Genomic DNA, 15,592 nt, shown 5'->3' with positions numbered 1-15,592 from the left:
CCTTTCCTATTGGGAATTCTTCTGTGAGACAAAGAATTTGGCAATACCCGTCATATCAAAAAGCTTCTGAATCTGTGCAGGAACTTCTTGTACTTCAAAGCGTGCTTCCATTCCATGCCGTGCCTTCAGAACAGATAACAGGATTCCAATCCCTGTGCTATCGATGTACTTCAGGTCCTTCATGTTAATAATCAAATCTTGCTCCTTGTTGTCCACAAGCGCCTCCATGACCAAACGAAATTCAGGAGCTACCGACAAATCCAGTTCGCCAGTAAGATATACCGTGCACACGCCGTTTTGTGTTTCGGTCTTTGCATTGAATTTTTCATTTTTATTTGTATTCATTAGACATCTCTCTCCTGATCAATGGTTTCCTTACCTAATAACCCAACTTGAGCCCAGATGAAACAAAAACAAAATTAGGAATTATTTCAATTGGCTCGATTCATGGCAGATGAAGATGATTTGTAGCTCTGTCGCTCTTCCTGAAATCGCGACAACTTCTGCTTCACACTGCCCATCTTAACAGGTTTGCTGATGTAATCATCCATCCCCGCAGCCAAGCAGCGCTGCTGGATGCCCTCCATTACATTTGCAGTCATTGCCAAAACAATAGGTTGCTTATCCTTGGGCAGACTTTCCCGAATTTTACGTGTACATTCCAAACCGTCCATAACCGGCATTTGCAAATCCATAAATATATAATCATAGCCTGGGTTCTCTAGAACCATATCCAGCGCCTTCTGTCCATCTTCTGCGGTATCTGAAATGAAGCCCAGCTTGCTCAGCATAATCGCCATCAATTTCTGGTTAATGGGGTGATCATCGACAATCAATACGGAAGGCTGCTTTTCATAACGTTCCATATTCTCCGCCTGTTCTTCTCCATTCCCGATTAACAGCTCCGTCTCCACATAGCGTTGAACCTGAATGGTGAAGACAAAGGTAGCACCACGCTTTTCGCTCGTATCCAGATGAATGCTCCCGCCCATCATTTCCACTAACGTCCGGCAAATGGCAAGTCCCAGGCCGGTTCCACCGTACTTGCGTGTCATCGATGTATCCAGCTGAGAAAATGGCTGGAACAGGCGATCTGCTTTGTCTGACGATATTCCTATGCCTGTATCCTTCACTGCAAATTCCAGGGTCATTCTACCGTCTTTTTCTTCGTTAACGGATACGATCAGATAGACTCCACCCTGGTCTGTGAACTTGATGGCATTGGCAATCAAATTCATCAAGACCTGACGCAGTCTAGCCATATCTCCGTAAACCAAGCCAGGGACGGAATCCTCAAGGAAGTAGTCCAGCTCCAAATTCTTTTTGCCCGCTTCCACAGCAAACAGGCCCAATACTTCTCTAATACAAGTTACGAGTTCAAAAGGATGCTCCTCCAGCTCCATTTTCCCGGATTCCATCTTGGTGAAATCAAGAATATCGTTAATAACCGTGACAAGTGCATCTGCACTCTTTCTCACGATATCAATATATTCCTTCTGGTCATCCTTCAATTCCGTCTCCATCAGCAAATCAACCATACCGATAACACCGTTCATCGGTGTACGAATTTCATGACTCATCATCGCCAGAAATTCGGTTTTGGCATTGGCTGCGATTTCCGCTTCCTCTTTCGCCTGAATCAGCTGCTGATTCATTTTTTCGAGTTCCTGCGTTTTCTGATGAAGCAGCATGGTTTGAGTTTTCAGCCGTTTGTTCGTAATGAACATTTCGACAAAACCCTCTATTTTGGATTTTAAAATTTGAGGAATAAACGGCTTCACCATGTAATCGATGGCACCTGCCGAATATCCGGCAAATAAATGCTCTGCTTCCCTGCTGTTGGCAGAGATAAAGATAATCGGTACATCCTTTGATTTATCACGCGCTTTAATTAACTTCGCTGTCTCAATTCCGTCCATTCCAGGCATCTGCACATCAAGCACAATGACCGCAAATTCGTCTTTAAGCAAGCAGCGAAGTGCCTCTTCTCCAGAAGTTGCCTTGACGAGTTTATACTGTTCCGATTCCAAAACTGCTTCGAGAGCAAGCAGATTCTCGGGGCGGTCATCTACCAGTAATATATGGATTGGTTCATTGAGCCCCATGGCTAACCCTAACCCCCTATTTGATCTTCCGGTATATTTTTTCCGTCCGGTCTAACGGCTCGTACGCATCGCTGAATTCTGTGAAATGGATCGATTCCTTGGATCCCAGAACAAGGATGCCAAAGTGGCTCAAGCTCTCATGAAATAGCCCATGCACATGATTCCTTAGTTCATCATTGAAATAAATCATTACGTTGCGGCAAAAGATAACGTTAAATTCGTTAAACGACCGGTCTGTTGCCAAATTATGCTCCGCAAAAATAATGTTTTTCCGCAAATATGGATGAAACATCACGGAGTTATACTTCGCTGTATAGTATTCGGAGAAGGCTCTGGTCCCCCCTGCCTCCAAATAGTTTGTGGTGTATAATTTCATCTTTTCAATGCCATATACGCCTTCCTTGGCCTGCTGCAAAGAGCGGTCATTCATATCGGTGGCATAGATCCGTGCCTTGTCATACAGACCTTCCTCATGCAGCATAATCGCCATGGAATACACTTCTTCACCCGTGGAGCAACCTGCGTGCCAAATCCGAATATAAGGATATGTCCTTAACACAGGTATGATCTTTTCGCGGAATGTCCGGAAGAGCGCAGGATCACGAAACATTTCCGTCACAGGAATGGACAGGTTCTGTACAAATCGTTCGAATGCTGAACGTTCATGCAAAACCTTTTCCTGAAGCCCGGATATCGTCTTAAGACCTTCCGAATGTGCATAATGCCAGATTCTTCGTCTCAAAGAGGGCAATGCGTAATTTCTAAAGTCATATCCATATAAACGGTGCATACCTTCCAATAACAACTCAATCTCAATCAATTCGCGTTCTTCATCTTGCGGCATGCGGACCGATTGTTCATCAGCCTCGGTAGGTTCCCACGGTGTCATAGATTCTCTCCACTTCTTCATTTGTTACTTGCGTAATTGATGTATTGTTGTTCATTACCCAAACTATCGGGTTACGAATACAGCCACACGCGCATTAATGATAACAATTGATCTGTTTGAATCGGTTTTTTCACATAATCGGATGCACCAGCTTCAATACATTTACCCCGATCATCTTTCATGGCTTTGGCCGTCAGTGCAATAATTGGCAATTTCTCAAATCTCGGAATCTGCCGAATACGTGTCATTGCCTCGTATCCATCCATTTCCGGCATCATCATATCCATTAACACAAGGTCGATTTCCGGGTTCTTATCCAAGATTTCAAGAGCTTCACGCCCGTTTTCGGCGAACGTAACATCCATTCGGTAACCTTCGAGCACACTCGAAAGGGCAAATACATTCCGGATATCATCATCCACAAGCAGTATTTTCTTGCCCTCAAACAAAGTTTCCTTGTTATGAAGCTTCTGCAATATTCTACGCTTGTCTTCCGGTAGGTTAGCTTCTACCCGGTGAAGGAACAAGGTTGTCTCATCCAACAGACGCTCAGGTGATTTCACGTCTTTGATAATGATGGACTCTGCATATTTGCGCAGCTTCATTTCTTCCTTGCTATCCAGCTCTTTACCTGTGTAGATGATAATCGGCAGATCGTTCAGATATTCATCATCCCTGATCTGGTCAAGCAATTCGAATCCGGTCATGTCTGTCAACATCAGATCCAGCACCATGCAATCATATCTTTGGCTATGGAGTTCAGTTAAGGCTTCGCCGCCTGTTGACACGGCGGTTATGGCAACATCATCGTGCCCAATGAGTTCAATAATTGCTTTGCGTTGTACTTCATCATCTTCCACAATTAGCAGACGTTTCAACTGATTCTCCGTATAGGATTCGATATGCGAGAAAGCTTTATCCAGCGAATCCTTGCTGGAAGGTTTTTTTAGGTAGGCAATGGCCCCCATCATCAATCCTTGCTTCATATCATCAATCACGGAAATAACATGTACCGGTATATGGCGAGTTGCCGAGCTGCTCTTCAGTTCGCCAAGAATCGCCCAGCCGTCCATTACCGGCAGCTGAATGTCGAGAATAATCGCATCTGGCAAATATTGACGGGCCATTTCGAGTCCCTTGTCCCCTTGAGTCGCCACAATCGCCTTAAATCCTCTTCCTCTCGCCATATCCATCAAAATATGGGCGAAATTCACGTCATCCTCAATAATGAGCAGAATTTTGTCACCCTCGAGTAGATTTTCCTGATCATCCTCTACATGTACGGATACAGCCGAGTCGGTTGCCGGCATTTTCATAAGGGATGTGCTATCAGGGTCAGGAGCAATCACGGTTTGTCTGCTCGAACGCAAAGCTCTGGACTGCCTTGCAGACGAATCATACTCTGCAGATGCGGCAGCCTGGGTAACGCCTTCGTCCTCCGGAGCCGCTTCGTCATGATTGTCTGGAAGGTATAACGTAAACGAGCTGCCCACACCTTCAGATGACTCGACGTGAATCGCACCACCGAGTAAACGTGCCAGTTCACGACTAATGGATAACCCCAGTCCGGTACCGCCGTATTTGCGACTGGTTGTTCCATCGACTTGCTGGAAGGCTTCGAAGATCAGATCTGTTTTGTCTGAAGGTATTCCTATGCCTGTATCTTTCACGGTAAATCCGACATATTCCTGATTGGTATTCAGATAACCCGGAAGTTCTTCCGGTTTCATTTTCCGTCCGATAATGCTTACCGATCCCCGATTGGTAAATTTGAAGGCGTTTGACAGCAAGTTGCGCAAGATTTGCTTCACTCGATGGCTGTCCGTATACACCCATTCAGGGAGATTGCTGTCGAATTCAATATTTAGATCCAATTCTTTTTTGTTCGCCATGGGCCCAAAGTTTTGTTCCACAAAAGCAGTCAGCTCATCCATTCGAACCGTCTCATAATTGATATCCATTTTTCCTGCGTCTACTTTGGAAAGGTCCAAAATTTCATCAATCATTTTAAGCAAGTCTGCACCGGACATGTAGATTGTCTGAGCGTATTCCTGCTGTTTGCTGCTCAGATTACCTTCCTTGTTCTCAGACAATAATTGTGACAGGATCAGCAGACTGTTGAGCGGTGTCCGAAGTTCATGCGACATATTCGCCAGGAATTCGGATTTGTATTTGCTGGTCATCGACAGCTGCATAGCTTGCTGTTCCAGTTGCGTTTTCGTTTTCTCAATTTCGTCATTTTTCTCTTCGACTTCACGAACCTGCTCTTCAAGTGCACGAGTCTTGGCAATCAGCTCGGTATTAAAATGCTCAAGCTCTTCCTGCTGACGCTGCAGCAGTTCTTCGGAGCGTTTCAGGGCTCCTGTCTGTTCTTCCAGATTTTCATTGGAACGACGCAGTTCTTCCTGCTGTGTCTGCAGTTCCTCCGACTGCACCTGAAGTTCCTCTGTGAGGGCCTGGGATTCACGCAGCAGCTCCTCTACGCGCAGACGGCGGCGAACGTTATTGAGAATAACCCCCAGGTTCATGATGAGCTGAGAGAATAACTGTTTATGCAGATCATTAAAACCTTCAAAAGAAGCCAATTCGACAACGCCAATGAGTTCATCTTCAAAAACGACAGGATAAATCATGATGCTGGTCGCACGAGTAGAGCCTGAAGCCGAACCAATGTGCACATAATCTTCAGGTGTATTTTCAAGAATAATCGGTTTCATATCAAGAGCCACCTGGCCAATTAACCCTTCACCGACACGGTATACTTCCTTACCAATGGCCTCATTCTCTTCAAAGGCGTATGCCCCATATCGTCTCAATTCATCGGGGTGTTTCTCTTCATCAATCAAGTATGCCACGCCGAGCTGTGCTCCAAGTACCGGAGTAAACTCGCTGATAAACATTTGCGATATCTGACGAATTGAACCAATGCCGCGCAGCAGTTCAGGCACTCTGGCTATGTTGGAGCTCATCCAGTTCTGATCCTGTTGTGCCTGCATATAAGCTTTCTCAATTTCCAGTTTTTCTTCCAGATCAGCAGATACATCTTTGAAAACACTGGCAATTTGCCCGATCTCGTCCGTGGACTTGACCTGAATACGTCTGATGGTACGATATCGACCTTTGCCGAAGCTTGTAATCATCATAGACACCGTATTCAACCCTCGTGTTATGCTTGGAAGTACCCACAGGATCACACCAAGGGCAAGCAGAAGACCAGCAACCATGATGCCTACGGTGATCTGAACAGCACGGTTGAATTCCTCGTTCGCCTGTTTGATTTCCGCATCAATCTCCTGATCCTGAAAACGGGAGAGTGAATTTAAACTATCGACAGCTTCCTGCTGTACAGCGAGCCCTGTTGAATTACGGTAGTTATTGGCATCTTCTAGGCGACCTTGGGATAAGAGGCTCAGCTGTCTTGATGAGTACGTGCCATACGCTTCCCAAGCTTCATCTACACGGTCAACCAATTGATGTTCACCTGCGCTATCTGCACGTTCACGTACTTCCTTAAGGTATCCTTCTCCCCGTTCTTCCATTTCCTTGAGTTGTCCATCGGCGGCACTAATCGAATTGTTCGGGTTAAGCAACAAGTTAGTCAGCAGTTTGCCTATATCATTGACCTCTCCACGTACAGATGAGGTGTTCCTAACCTTTAGATAACGATCCTGATACATCTGATCGATCTGTTCGTTGGCACTATTCATGCGCTCGTAACTCACAAACGTAAGCACAAGCAAAATAGCCATAAGAGCAGTAAAGCCAATCAGCAGTTTATTCCTGATCTTCATTCAGCTTCCGCCCCTTTATTTAATGTAATCCACACCAAGCATTTATCATCATCTCGCTCTTGGGGAATCTCGTCATCAAAGAACAGTGCCTGCATGTGAGCTTCATTCCATTCATGTGAGCCCTTCAGTTGTTCTTTGAGGAAGTCCAGTTGCTCTTCCTGATCTCCTTGAACGGCCTCAAGCAGACCATCGGTATAAAGTGCAATATGCCCGTCACCCTTATAGTGGATGGTCTGTGGTTCAATATCCATCTTGTCGAACAAACCTACCGGACAACATACAGAATCAAATGTCGTTACACTTCCATCTTCCTGGAAAAACAGTGCCGGCGGATGCCCCGCGTTGACATAATCAATGCGCTTCATTCGGGTATCTATCACCAGGTATATCGCTGTAAAGTAGTACTGTACCAGCTGCTTCTCCAGATGCAGCTGGTTAAAGCGACGGTTCAGCTCCTGAATCACCTTTTCGGGATCTACGTACGTCGTAACCGTATCCTTCAATACCGAAGCAATAAACATGGTAAATAAAGAAGAAGAAATACCGTGCCCCATCATATCCAGCAGCAATACGCCATAGCGGCCTTCACCAAGCGGATACCATGAGTAGAGATCTCCTGCCAGTTCAAAAGAAGGTTTATAGATGGCATTCACATGGAACAACGGCTCTTCAATTGCCGGACTTAATACTGCATTCTGCACCATAGCAGCCAGCTTAAGCTCATCCTGAATGCGTTGGTCGCGTTCCTTATGCCAGTCCTTCTCCTGCTTCAAACGGAGAGCCAGCCGAATTCGAGCCATCAGCTCCACCTTGTTAATCGGTTTGGTTACATAATCTGACGCTCCCGCATCCAATGCTTCGGCAAGTTTCTTGGAGTCACCGATTGCTGTAACCATAATAATAGGAATATCCTTCAGATTTTCGAATTTCTGCACAATACTACAGGCTTCGATCCCATCCATTTCCGGCATCATCATATCTAGCAAAATCAGGTCAATATCCGACGGTCTGGGACGAAGTTCGTTGTTTTCCTCCCCTATCCCCAATACTTCAAACATTTCCATGGCTGAACTTGCCGTTAAAATGTCACGATAGTTCTCTTTTTTCAGAATTTCTCGAATAATAATGACATTCGTCGGATTGTCGTCAACAATAAGTATTTTCATTTCTATCTCCCTTATCTGTGGCGTTCCGTTCCGGGTTTGTCGATTTTTATCAAGTCATGTAACAACCCAAAAAATACATTTTTCGCGATCAATACAGCGGTAGACATAATATTTCCTACTATAACTATAATCGTAAAAGCAAAAAACTTCTATCAGTAAATGGCACCACCACAGGAAAAAACACCTGCTCGCCGCCCTGTTTTTGCTGCGTTCTGATCCCGCTTCCAAACTCGCAAAAACATAGATAAGGAATGGGGATATCCCCATTCCTTATCTATGTTTTTGAACCTGAAGCTCGTCCTGTTCAGGATGCTTCAGTTACCATTTGAACCAATTAATCCTTCTTCTTGGCAATAACAAGCACTTTGCCTTTATCGAGTTCACTCTCGTAAAAGTCTGCCTCAGCTTCTGTAAAGCCCATCGATACAATTTTGGCCCGGAGTTCATCACCACGTGATCGGAACAAATTCGCCATGGAGTCGAATACGCCTTCTTCCTTGATACCTATTTCCTTGGCATCGGCTGTATCGGCAATTCGATCCGTACGATCCTTCTCGTGGGCCAGAACGAAGATGTGATCAGCAAGGTAACCGGTATGCTGCAGTTCTTTCACCGCTTCTACCGCTTGAACTCCGTTTTCTACCACTTTTGCATAAGCTTGCGCATTGGTTGAATTCATCGTCTCCACTCTCCTCTGATAATCTTCTTTTCGAGCTACTTCTAATATATAACCTTGCCCTATAGGTTTGAAACGCTTCTTTAATAAGAAACCATTTCTCCTCTACTGGAGATGATCCTCAAAAAGATCGATTCCATCAATCTGCTCGGAACCGGGCTTGATATAAACCTTAATGGCCTGATTACCCCGCAGATATACTTCTCCATCTTCAGCCACCACATAAGGCTCACCCAAAACTTGGCGGATGGATTCAACATTCATGTCAATCCACTGCTGATTGAGTTTCAACCGATCCTCGGTTCCATCAATGTGGATATACTGGATCTCTCCGGTATCATCACAGAGTCCAACCTTGACATCCGCAAACTCATATTCGGGACAACCCAGATATGGATCTGCTTTTTTATGAAGGGGCTGACCCTTCTCTGCTAAAATATGACCTTTGCTGTCCTCCAGAGAAATGCCATTCAGAGTCTGAAAATGCCGAACCGGTCCGGATCGATCAGCAGCCAGATTGACCTCTGGCACTTCTTCTTCCACTACCGTCCATTGCATATCTTGAGCAGCAGGTACTGCTGCCGGTTGAACGGAAAAGGGAGAAATTACGCTAAACATAACAAGCAGTAGTTTCATCATGATTCTCACCCTTTCATCAAGTTCAGTTCATCACCGCTCTGATAGACACTCAGGATTACACAGCGGTCATGTTATTTACGCATACGTTGCCAAACATTTGCCGCCAGATCAATGTACTTCACCCAGTTTTTACCACCCTTTGGTGCATCATTATATGTAGCCTGATAACTTTGCAGGGTTCGATCCGTAGATGTAGCAGGCGTTGTCTGTACTTTGGCTACCTCTGCACGTTTGTTTTGCTTTTCTTGATGGTTACGTTTGGTTTGAAATTTAGCGATCATCGTAGTGGATACCTGTTTGGCAGCCTCGGTCACCTCATTCAAAACCTCACCCAAATTCTGTACCGATTCCATTACAGGATCGATTTGTTTCATTTTGTGCTGCACATCAACTGTAATATCATTGGCATGCCTTACCGTCTGTTTTACTTCATAACTCAGTTCATCAATCGTTTTCTGAACTTCCTGGAGTGTCTTGGACACGTTGTCCAATGAGCCCTGAGCAGATTTCAATGTACGAATCAAAAAGAAAACCAGCACAGCAAACGCCACCGCAATCAAGGCAACACTAATTTGATAGATCATAGAAGAACCTCGCTTTCTCATATACATCGTTTTGTTATTGCTATAGTTACCCGACCATTTCAGACGCGAAACAAAATTAGAACGAACTTTAACCTTTCCTGTTTTTGGGAAATGTATGGATGTTTCATTGCAAAATCCCTAGGTTAAAGAACAACTACACACGGCGGCGGAATGAACATCGCTGACCCATATTCCTAAAACGAAAGGATGAATACTCATGTTGAAATGGTCTGTACTATTTCTGATTATTGCACTTGTTGCAGGGATTTTCGGATTTTTCGGTATTGTTGAGGCAGCTGCTTCCATTGCCAAAGTCCTCTTCTTCATCTTTGTTGTATTGTTTGTAATCTCCCTGATTACCGGACGCAGCCGAATGCGATGAATCAAGTTTCTCTTGATCAAATCTTCATCAGATTACATACAAAAGCCTAGCGTGCTTGCAAAAGCCGTTAGGCTTTTGTTATGCGTCCGCCTCTTTTGCATCGATTGTCTCAGGGCACAAGGTCCCCCATCTAATTATTATGTATTACACTCCTTTCTTCCCTATTCCATCCGCATTTCGTTTCAAACCGGTTATTTATCCAACAAACAGGACTTTTTTTACATAGTCAGCCCGGTTTTCTCCCACTGAAGTCTGATATTTACAAGCTTCCCTTATACCCACAATTGCTCCGGTTGACTCAGGAGAATTAAAGAAAATATTGTTAAAATATTGATTCATAAGTGTGGTTGCTTGGTTACTTTTAACACAGAACAACAAATTACATACCTAACTCGAGGAGGAAAACAAATGAAAAAAATCGTAAGTTTTGCCGCTGCTTTGACTTTGATGGGTTCAATGGCTGCTGCTGCCGGTGCTGAGGAAGCGGTTACTGGAACAGTAACTCCAGAGACAGCAACAGAGGCAACAACAACAACTCCTGAAACAACACCGGCTGTTGAAGTGAACAAACCGGTTGTAGAAACAGTTGAAGGTACAGCAGAGACGGTTACCGGCGCAACTTATGGCACGGATGATGACAAAATCTTTGACGAGCCTGTTGTAAAACCAGGTGACGAGGTTCTTGTACCTACCATGCTGCTCAACCTTCTGGAGCGCACTTGGTTCTACGATGCACCTAACGGCAAACCAATCGGTGCACTGGGTGCCCAAGTTATCGATACAACGGGTGAAGTTGTAGACGGTTTCGATGGCGGCGAATGGGTGCAAGTTTACACTTGGAAAGGCAAAGCCTGGATCCACGTTGCCATTCAATAGTATCGTATAATCGTTCTAAACATAAGTAAAGAGGACAGCGCTCATAGCGACTGTCCTCTTTTTATGAAAAACAACTATCTTCCTCTGATCATTCATGTATGTTCTGCCAAATCTTCCATTCTCGGCTCAACGTGAACGTGAACATGCATAATATTGTGCGACCGCTTCAGTCGTTCCTCCACTTGGTCACAGATCTGATGACCTTCAATTAAACTAAGCCCGCCATCCACTTCAATGACTACATCCACAAGGACATGACTCCCATGTACACGTGCCTTGACGTCCTTGATCATTTCCACTCCAGGAACCCGGGCTACAGATGATCTAAGATCAGTTAATTGATCTTGATCGAATCCGTCAGTTAAGCGATGCGTAGAATCACGGAATATTTCCCAGGCCGTTTTGCAAATCAGAAGCCCTACAGCAATTGCAGCTACCTTGTCCAACCACGGTAATCCAAATTGGGCACCCACAATGCCGACCGCGGCTCCGATACTCACCCAGGCATCTGACCGATTGTCCTTGGCCGCAGCCATAAGGGCCTGATTGTTAATCTGCAGAGCCAAGCGATGATTATATCGGTATACGCCCAGCATAACCACCGCACAGATCCCAGCCACAGCTGCAGACCACAGGTTAGGTGCTGCGAAGTCCCCCTCATACCATGAACGTACTGCTTCAACTAATACCTGAAGTCCAACCATGGCCATAATGAAGGAAGCAATCAAAGCAGCAACGGTCTCGGCTCTGAAATGCCCATAAGCATGATCTGAATCGGGCGGTTTCTGGGAAATCCGAAGTCCAATCAATACGGCAACCGAAGCAACAATATCCGTAAGGTTATTAAAACCATCTGCCAGCAATGCGCTGGAAGCGAATAAATATCCACAGATTAGCTTAAAGGCGGATAAGATCAGATAGGCTGCGATGCTGACCCAAGCCCCCCGCTCCCCTTTACGTATTTCTTCATAAGCGTTCAAACCGGGCGACACTCCTTTTACGTTTCGTATTACGGTTTTTCCATGGTACCAAATGCCACCCTTGTGGGTCTATAGAAACAGTGTTGCCAAGTTGCATGGCTGTAGGGAAGCCGAAACAAAGTTGCCAAGCTGCATGGCTGTAGGCTTAGAGAAAAAAAGTTGGCCCAGTCAAAAAGTGAAAGATCCCTGCTTATTATCATGTTGCCCTTGTGGGGCTTTTGCAAAACGTATAAAATAGGTACATCCCGTCCAATTCGGACGGCTTAACTGTAAGACCGGGAGGGAAACAATGATGAGCGAAAACACTGAACCGAAAAAAATCAGTTTGCAGGATGCCATACGCCAGAAACTGGCGCAGAAGAAACAACAGGCGAACTCTGGTAACCAATCCAGTGCCTATTTTGAAGGCGGACCCAAAGCGATGAAGAGCCAAAACAATAAAAAGCCCAACAATCAGCGCCGCCGTACAGGTGGATCCTAGAGAAATCTCGGATCTGCTTATGCAAGACAAAGAACCGCAACCTCCTTCAACAGGGATTGCGGTTCTTTTTTATTATCATGGAGTTCAGAACCCCATCATTCTATTTAATTTAAGCTTCAACTGGATACATTTTGTTACGCAGCTCTTTAATTTCGTCACTTTCCAGATATTCATCATAGCTCATTTGGCGATCAATAATGCCATTTGGCGTAATTTCGATAATCCGGTTGGCAATCGTTTGGATGAACTGATGGTCATGGGAAGTGAACAGCATGGTGCCGTCGAAATCGATCAGACCATTATTCAGTGCCGTGATGGATTCGAGATCCAAGTGGTTCGTTGGCTCATCCAGAATGAGTACGTTCGCACCGGTTTGCATCATTTTCGCCAGCATACAGCGCACTTTCTCTCCCCCGGACAATACACTCGCCTTTTTGAGCGCTTCTTCACCGGAGAACAGCATGCGGCCCAGGAACCCACGCAGATACGTTTCATCCTGATCTTTGGAATACTGGCGCAACCATTCCACCAGATTCATCTCTACGCCGTCGAAGTATTTGGAGTTATCTTTCGGGAAGTACGCCTGGGTTGTCGTTACCCCCCAAGTATATTCGCCGCTTTCTGCTTCCGCTTCTCCCATTAGAACATCAAACAGAAGAGATTTAGCATTCCCGTTAGGTCCAACAAAAGCAATTTTATCTCCTTTGTTTACCACGAAGCTGATATCATTAAGCATGTTCTCGCCTTCAACCGATTTGCTTACACGGTCAACAGTCAACAATTGCTTGCCTGCCTCACGCTCAGGTTTGAAGTTAATGAACGGGTATTTACGGTTTGAAGGACGAAGGTCATCCAGCGTAATTTTATCGAGCTGCTTCTTACGCGAAGTGGCTTGCTTCGATTTAGACGCATTGGCCGAGAAGCGTTGGATAAAGGCTTGCAGCTCTTTAATCTTTTCTTCTTTTTTCTTGTTAGCATCACGCTGCAAAGCGAGCGCCAATTGGCTGGACTCGTACCAGAAGTCATAGTTACCTACGTACAGCTGGATTTTACCGAAATCGATATCTGCAATGTGCGTACATACTTTATTCAAGAAGTGACGGTCATGGGATACAACAATAACTGTACCTTCATAGTCCATCAGGAAGTTCTCGAGCCATTGAATGGATTCAAGATCCAAGTGGTTGGTAGGCTCATCGAGCAGCAGGTTGTTTGGACGACCAAACAATGCCTGTGCCAGCAAGACACGAACTTTCTCGTTACCGCTCAGCTCGGTCATCTTCTTCTCATGCATATCACGATCGATACCGAGACCGATCAGGAGTGCCGCTGCATCCGGCTCAGCATCCCAGCCATTCAGCTCGGCGAATTCACCTTCAAGCTCACCTGCACGCAGACCATCTTCTTCTGTAAAGTCCGCTTTGGCATACAGCGCATCCTTCTCTTTCATGATGGAGTAGAGACGGCTGTGACCCATAATTACGGTTTCGAGAACCGGGTACTCATCATATTCAAAGTGGTTTTGCTTCAAAACGGCCATACGTTCGCCCGGGGTGATGTGCACCTCTCCCGAGTTTGCTTCAATTTCACCGGACAAAATTTTCAGGAATGTTGATTTGCCGGCTCCGTTGGCGCCGATCAGGCCATAACAGTTGCCTGGCGTGAATTTGATATTTACATCTTCAAAAAGTGCACGTTTTCCGTAGCGGAGCGTGATGCCGCTTGTACTAATCATTAAGCATACCATCCTTTATTTTAATAATCTGCTACTGCATTCATAGCAATCATGGATTCAATATCCCGTAGCCTATTCTGGCACCATATTATAACACAAAAAAGCGGCAAATTCGAAAATTAGCCGCTTTTTACTCGTTAAAGTTTTGGTAATTGTGCAATTGCTGCGGATATACCCTTACCTTAGCATATTTAGCCCTCTTTTGTTAGCTCTTTCTATGATCCTCGTGACGAATACGCAGGGTCTCACCGTGTCCAAGCACCCGAATTCGTTCTTTGTGGATTCCGAGTCGTTCACGCTCGACTTCCAGCCGATCCAGTGCTTCCTTGGGTGTATCATCCGCGAGTTTAAACGTGCCATAATGCATCGGGACCATAAGCTGTGAACCGGACTCCACGAATCCTTTCAGCGCTTCTTCCGGCGTCACGTGCTGGGACGTCATAAACCATTCGGGGTCATAGGCACCAATCGGCATTAAGGTAACACCGATATCAAAGCGTTCACCAATCGTTTTGAACCCCTGAAAGTATCCGGTATCACCAACAAAATACAAAACAGGCGGTCCCTCTGGTTGCTGTGACGTCTGCGTTCTTAATTCCGAGGATGGTTCGATCTGTTCACTTGCAGCTGCACTCTCTTCGGACGAAGTCGTCAGCGCATGATGCTGCTCCAATACATATCCGCCCCAGTGGGACGTATTCGTATCAAATAACGTCCGGCGGGTCCAGTGCTGTGCCGGGACAAAGGTGATTTTGACGCCGCCGAGTACGATATGCTCCCACCACTTCATCTCTTGGCAGCGATGGAAGCCCTTGCGTACCATTTTTCGTTTAAGCCCATCCGGTACAATAAGCAAGGTTTTGGCGGTAACCAACTTCCGCAATGAAGCTAGATGCAAATGATCATAGTGCGAATGGGAGATCAGGATGACATCCAGCGGTGGAATATCTTGAATCGGAATACCAGGGGGACCCAGTCTCCGTTGAAATCCCATTTTCTCGGCCCACACGGGGTCAGTCACGATGTTCAGTCCATAATATTGAATAAAAAAAGTGGAGTGACCGATCCAGGTGATGGTCGTTTCATCCCGATTACCATGCAGATAATCCAGCTCAGGCGGGTGTTTGGGCACGGTATACGAATAATCCTTCACCTTGCTCCGCCGCTGCTCCCTCCACTGCTTGAATTCCTTCAACGTTTTGTCTGTACTTACATTATCAATGTTGTTATAACGGATTTTCGGCATGAAAGGGTCCTCCTCCCTTCCTAATATCTTAACCCAACCTTA

General features: G+C 45.4%; 14 protein-coding genes. 3 read left to right on the top strand and 11 right to left on the bottom strand.

From position 1 onward, the window contains the following. Positions 1–6: 6 nt before the first annotated feature. The 8 genes from ABGV42_RS20230 to ABGV42_RS20195 form a co-directional block, all read right to left on the bottom strand. Positions 7–345 carry an STAS domain-containing protein gene (locus tag ABGV42_RS20230; protein WP_347383418.1) on the bottom strand — a complete coding sequence of 113 codons (339 nt, stop codon included), beginning with the start codon at positions 343–345 and terminating at the stop codon, positions 7–9. An 86-nt stretch (positions 346–431) separates the two neighbouring features. After that, complete coding sequence (locus ABGV42_RS20225; protein ID WP_347383417.1) at positions 432–2,105, bottom strand: response regulator; 1,674 nt, start codon at positions 2,103–2,105, stop codon at positions 432–434. A gap of 16 nt (positions 2,106–2,121) precedes the next feature. Then, on the bottom strand, positions 2,122–2,994 hold the full coding sequence (locus tag ABGV42_RS20220) for a CheR family methyltransferase (RefSeq protein WP_127539871.1): 873 nt from the start codon (positions 2,992–2,994) through the stop codon (positions 2,122–2,124). A 71-nt stretch (positions 2,995–3,065) separates the two neighbouring features. Continuing rightward, entirely contained in the window at positions 3,066–6,785 is a 3,720-nt protein-coding gene (locus ABGV42_RS20215) for a response regulator (protein ID WP_347383416.1), read from the bottom strand. After that, the gene (locus ABGV42_RS20210; RefSeq protein ID WP_347383415.1) at positions 6,782–7,951 is read right to left on the bottom strand and encodes a PP2C family protein-serine/threonine phosphatase; all 1,170 of its coding nucleotides are present in this window, start codon (positions 7,949–7,951) and stop codon (positions 6,782–6,784) included. Before ABGV42_RS20210 ends, ABGV42_RS20215 begins: the two co-directional genes overlap by 4 nt. A 334-nt stretch (positions 7,952–8,285) precedes the next feature. After that, entirely contained in the window at positions 8,286–8,630 is a 345-nt protein-coding gene (locus ABGV42_RS20205; RefSeq protein WP_110821724.1) for a general stress protein, read from the bottom strand. Positions 8,631–8,732: 102 nt separating this feature from the next. Next, positions 8,733–9,266, bottom strand: a complete 534-nt coding sequence (locus tag ABGV42_RS20200) for a hypothetical protein (RefSeq protein ID WP_347383414.1) — start codon at positions 9,264–9,266, stop codon at positions 8,733–8,735. A 71-nt stretch (positions 9,267–9,337) separates the two neighbouring features. Beyond that, complete coding sequence (locus tag ABGV42_RS20195; protein WP_347383413.1) at positions 9,338–9,850, bottom strand: DUF948 domain-containing protein; 513 nt, start codon at positions 9,848–9,850, stop codon at positions 9,338–9,340. 217 nt (positions 9,851–10,067) lie between these two features. Between ABGV42_RS20195 and ABGV42_RS20190 the strand changes: the two genes are divergently transcribed. Beyond that, positions 10,068–10,232 carry a DUF1328 domain-containing protein gene (locus tag ABGV42_RS20190; RefSeq protein WP_017692264.1) on the top strand — a complete coding sequence of 55 codons (165 nt, stop codon included), beginning with the start codon at positions 10,068–10,070 and terminating at the stop codon, positions 10,230–10,232. A 408-nt stretch (positions 10,233–10,640) separates the two neighbouring features. Further along, positions 10,641–11,108: a hypothetical protein gene (locus ABGV42_RS20185; protein ID WP_347383412.1), complete on the top strand. Its 468-nt coding sequence runs from the start codon at positions 10,641–10,643 to the stop codon at positions 11,106–11,108. Positions 11,109–11,200: 92 nt separating this feature from the next. Here the strand turns inward: ABGV42_RS20185 and ABGV42_RS20180 are convergent, their stop codons facing one another. After that, on the bottom strand, positions 11,201–12,088 hold the full coding sequence (locus ABGV42_RS20180; RefSeq protein WP_347383411.1) for a cation diffusion facilitator family transporter: 888 nt from the start codon (positions 12,086–12,088) through the stop codon (positions 11,201–11,203). A 292-nt stretch (positions 12,089–12,380) separates the two neighbouring features. Between ABGV42_RS20180 and ABGV42_RS20175 the strand changes: the two genes are divergently transcribed. Next, the gene (locus tag ABGV42_RS20175) at positions 12,381–12,569 is read left to right on the top strand and encodes a hypothetical protein (RefSeq protein ID WP_095292429.1); all 189 of its coding nucleotides are present in this window, start codon (positions 12,381–12,383) and stop codon (positions 12,567–12,569) included. Positions 12,570–12,678: 109 nt separating this feature from the next. Here ABGV42_RS20175 and ABGV42_RS20170 read toward each other — a convergent pair whose 3' ends face one another. Together ABGV42_RS20170 and ABGV42_RS20165 are read right to left on the bottom strand one after the other, a co-directional pair. Beyond that, positions 12,679–14,304 (bottom strand): ABC-F family ATP-binding cassette domain-containing protein, encoded by a 1,626-nt coding sequence (locus ABGV42_RS20170; RefSeq protein WP_347383410.1) that lies wholly within the window; start codon positions 14,302–14,304, stop codon positions 12,679–12,681. A 205-nt stretch (positions 14,305–14,509) separates the two neighbouring features. Further along, entirely contained in the window at positions 14,510–15,550 is a 1,041-nt protein-coding gene (locus ABGV42_RS20165) for an MBL fold metallo-hydrolase (RefSeq protein WP_347383409.1), read from the bottom strand. Positions 15,551–15,592: the final 42 nt, after the last annotated feature.

This window comes from Paenibacillus pabuli (assembly GCF_039831995.1).
In the GTDB taxonomy this organism is placed as follows: domain Bacteria; phylum Bacillota; class Bacilli; order Paenibacillales; family Paenibacillaceae; genus Paenibacillus; species Paenibacillus pabuli_C.
Note: the sequence above shows the minus strand (reverse complement) of the source record. Positions and strands in the feature narration are given on the sequence as shown.

Bases quoted from the DNA above. Each gene is read 5' to 3' on its own strand.
- ABGV42_RS20230 (WP_347383418.1), bottom strand. From the start codon at position 345: ATGAATACAAATAAAAATGAAAAATTCAATGCAAAGACCGAAACACAA.
- ABGV42_RS20225 (WP_347383417.1), bottom strand. From the start codon at position 2,105: ATGGGGCTCAATGAACCAATCCATATATTACTGGTAGATGACCGCCCC.
- ABGV42_RS20220 (WP_127539871.1), bottom strand. From the start codon at position 2,994: ATGACACCGTGGGAACCTACCGAGGCTGATGAACAATCGGTCCGCATG.
- ABGV42_RS20215 (WP_347383416.1), bottom strand. From the start codon at position 6,785: ATGAAGATCAGGAATAAACTGCTGATTGGCTTTACTGCTCTTATGGCT.
- ABGV42_RS20210 (WP_347383415.1), bottom strand. From the start codon at position 7,951: ATGAAAATACTTATTGTTGACGACAATCCGACGAATGTCATTATTATT.
- ABGV42_RS20205 (WP_110821724.1), bottom strand. From the start codon at position 8,630: ATGAATTCAACCAATGCGCAAGCTTATGCAAAAGTGGTAGAAAACGGA.
- ABGV42_RS20200 (WP_347383414.1), bottom strand. From the start codon at position 9,266: ATGATGAAACTACTGCTTGTTATGTTTAGCGTAATTTCTCCCTTTTCC.
- ABGV42_RS20195 (WP_347383413.1), bottom strand. From the start codon at position 9,850: ATGATCTATCAAATTAGTGTTGCCTTGATTGCGGTGGCGTTTGCTGTG.
- ABGV42_RS20190 (WP_017692264.1), top strand. From the start codon at position 10,068: ATGTTGAAATGGTCTGTACTATTTCTGATTATTGCACTTGTTGCAGGG.
- ABGV42_RS20185 (WP_347383412.1), top strand. From the start codon at position 10,641: ATGAAAAAAATCGTAAGTTTTGCCGCTGCTTTGACTTTGATGGGTTCA.
- ABGV42_RS20175 (WP_095292429.1), top strand. From the start codon at position 12,381: ATGAGCGAAAACACTGAACCGAAAAAAATCAGTTTGCAGGATGCCATA.
- ABGV42_RS20170 (WP_347383410.1), bottom strand. From the start codon at position 14,304: ATGATTAGTACAAGCGGCATCACGCTCCGCTACGGAAAACGTGCACTT.
- ABGV42_RS20165 (WP_347383409.1), bottom strand. From the start codon at position 15,550: ATGCCGAAAATCCGTTATAACAACATTGATAATGTAAGTACAGACAAA.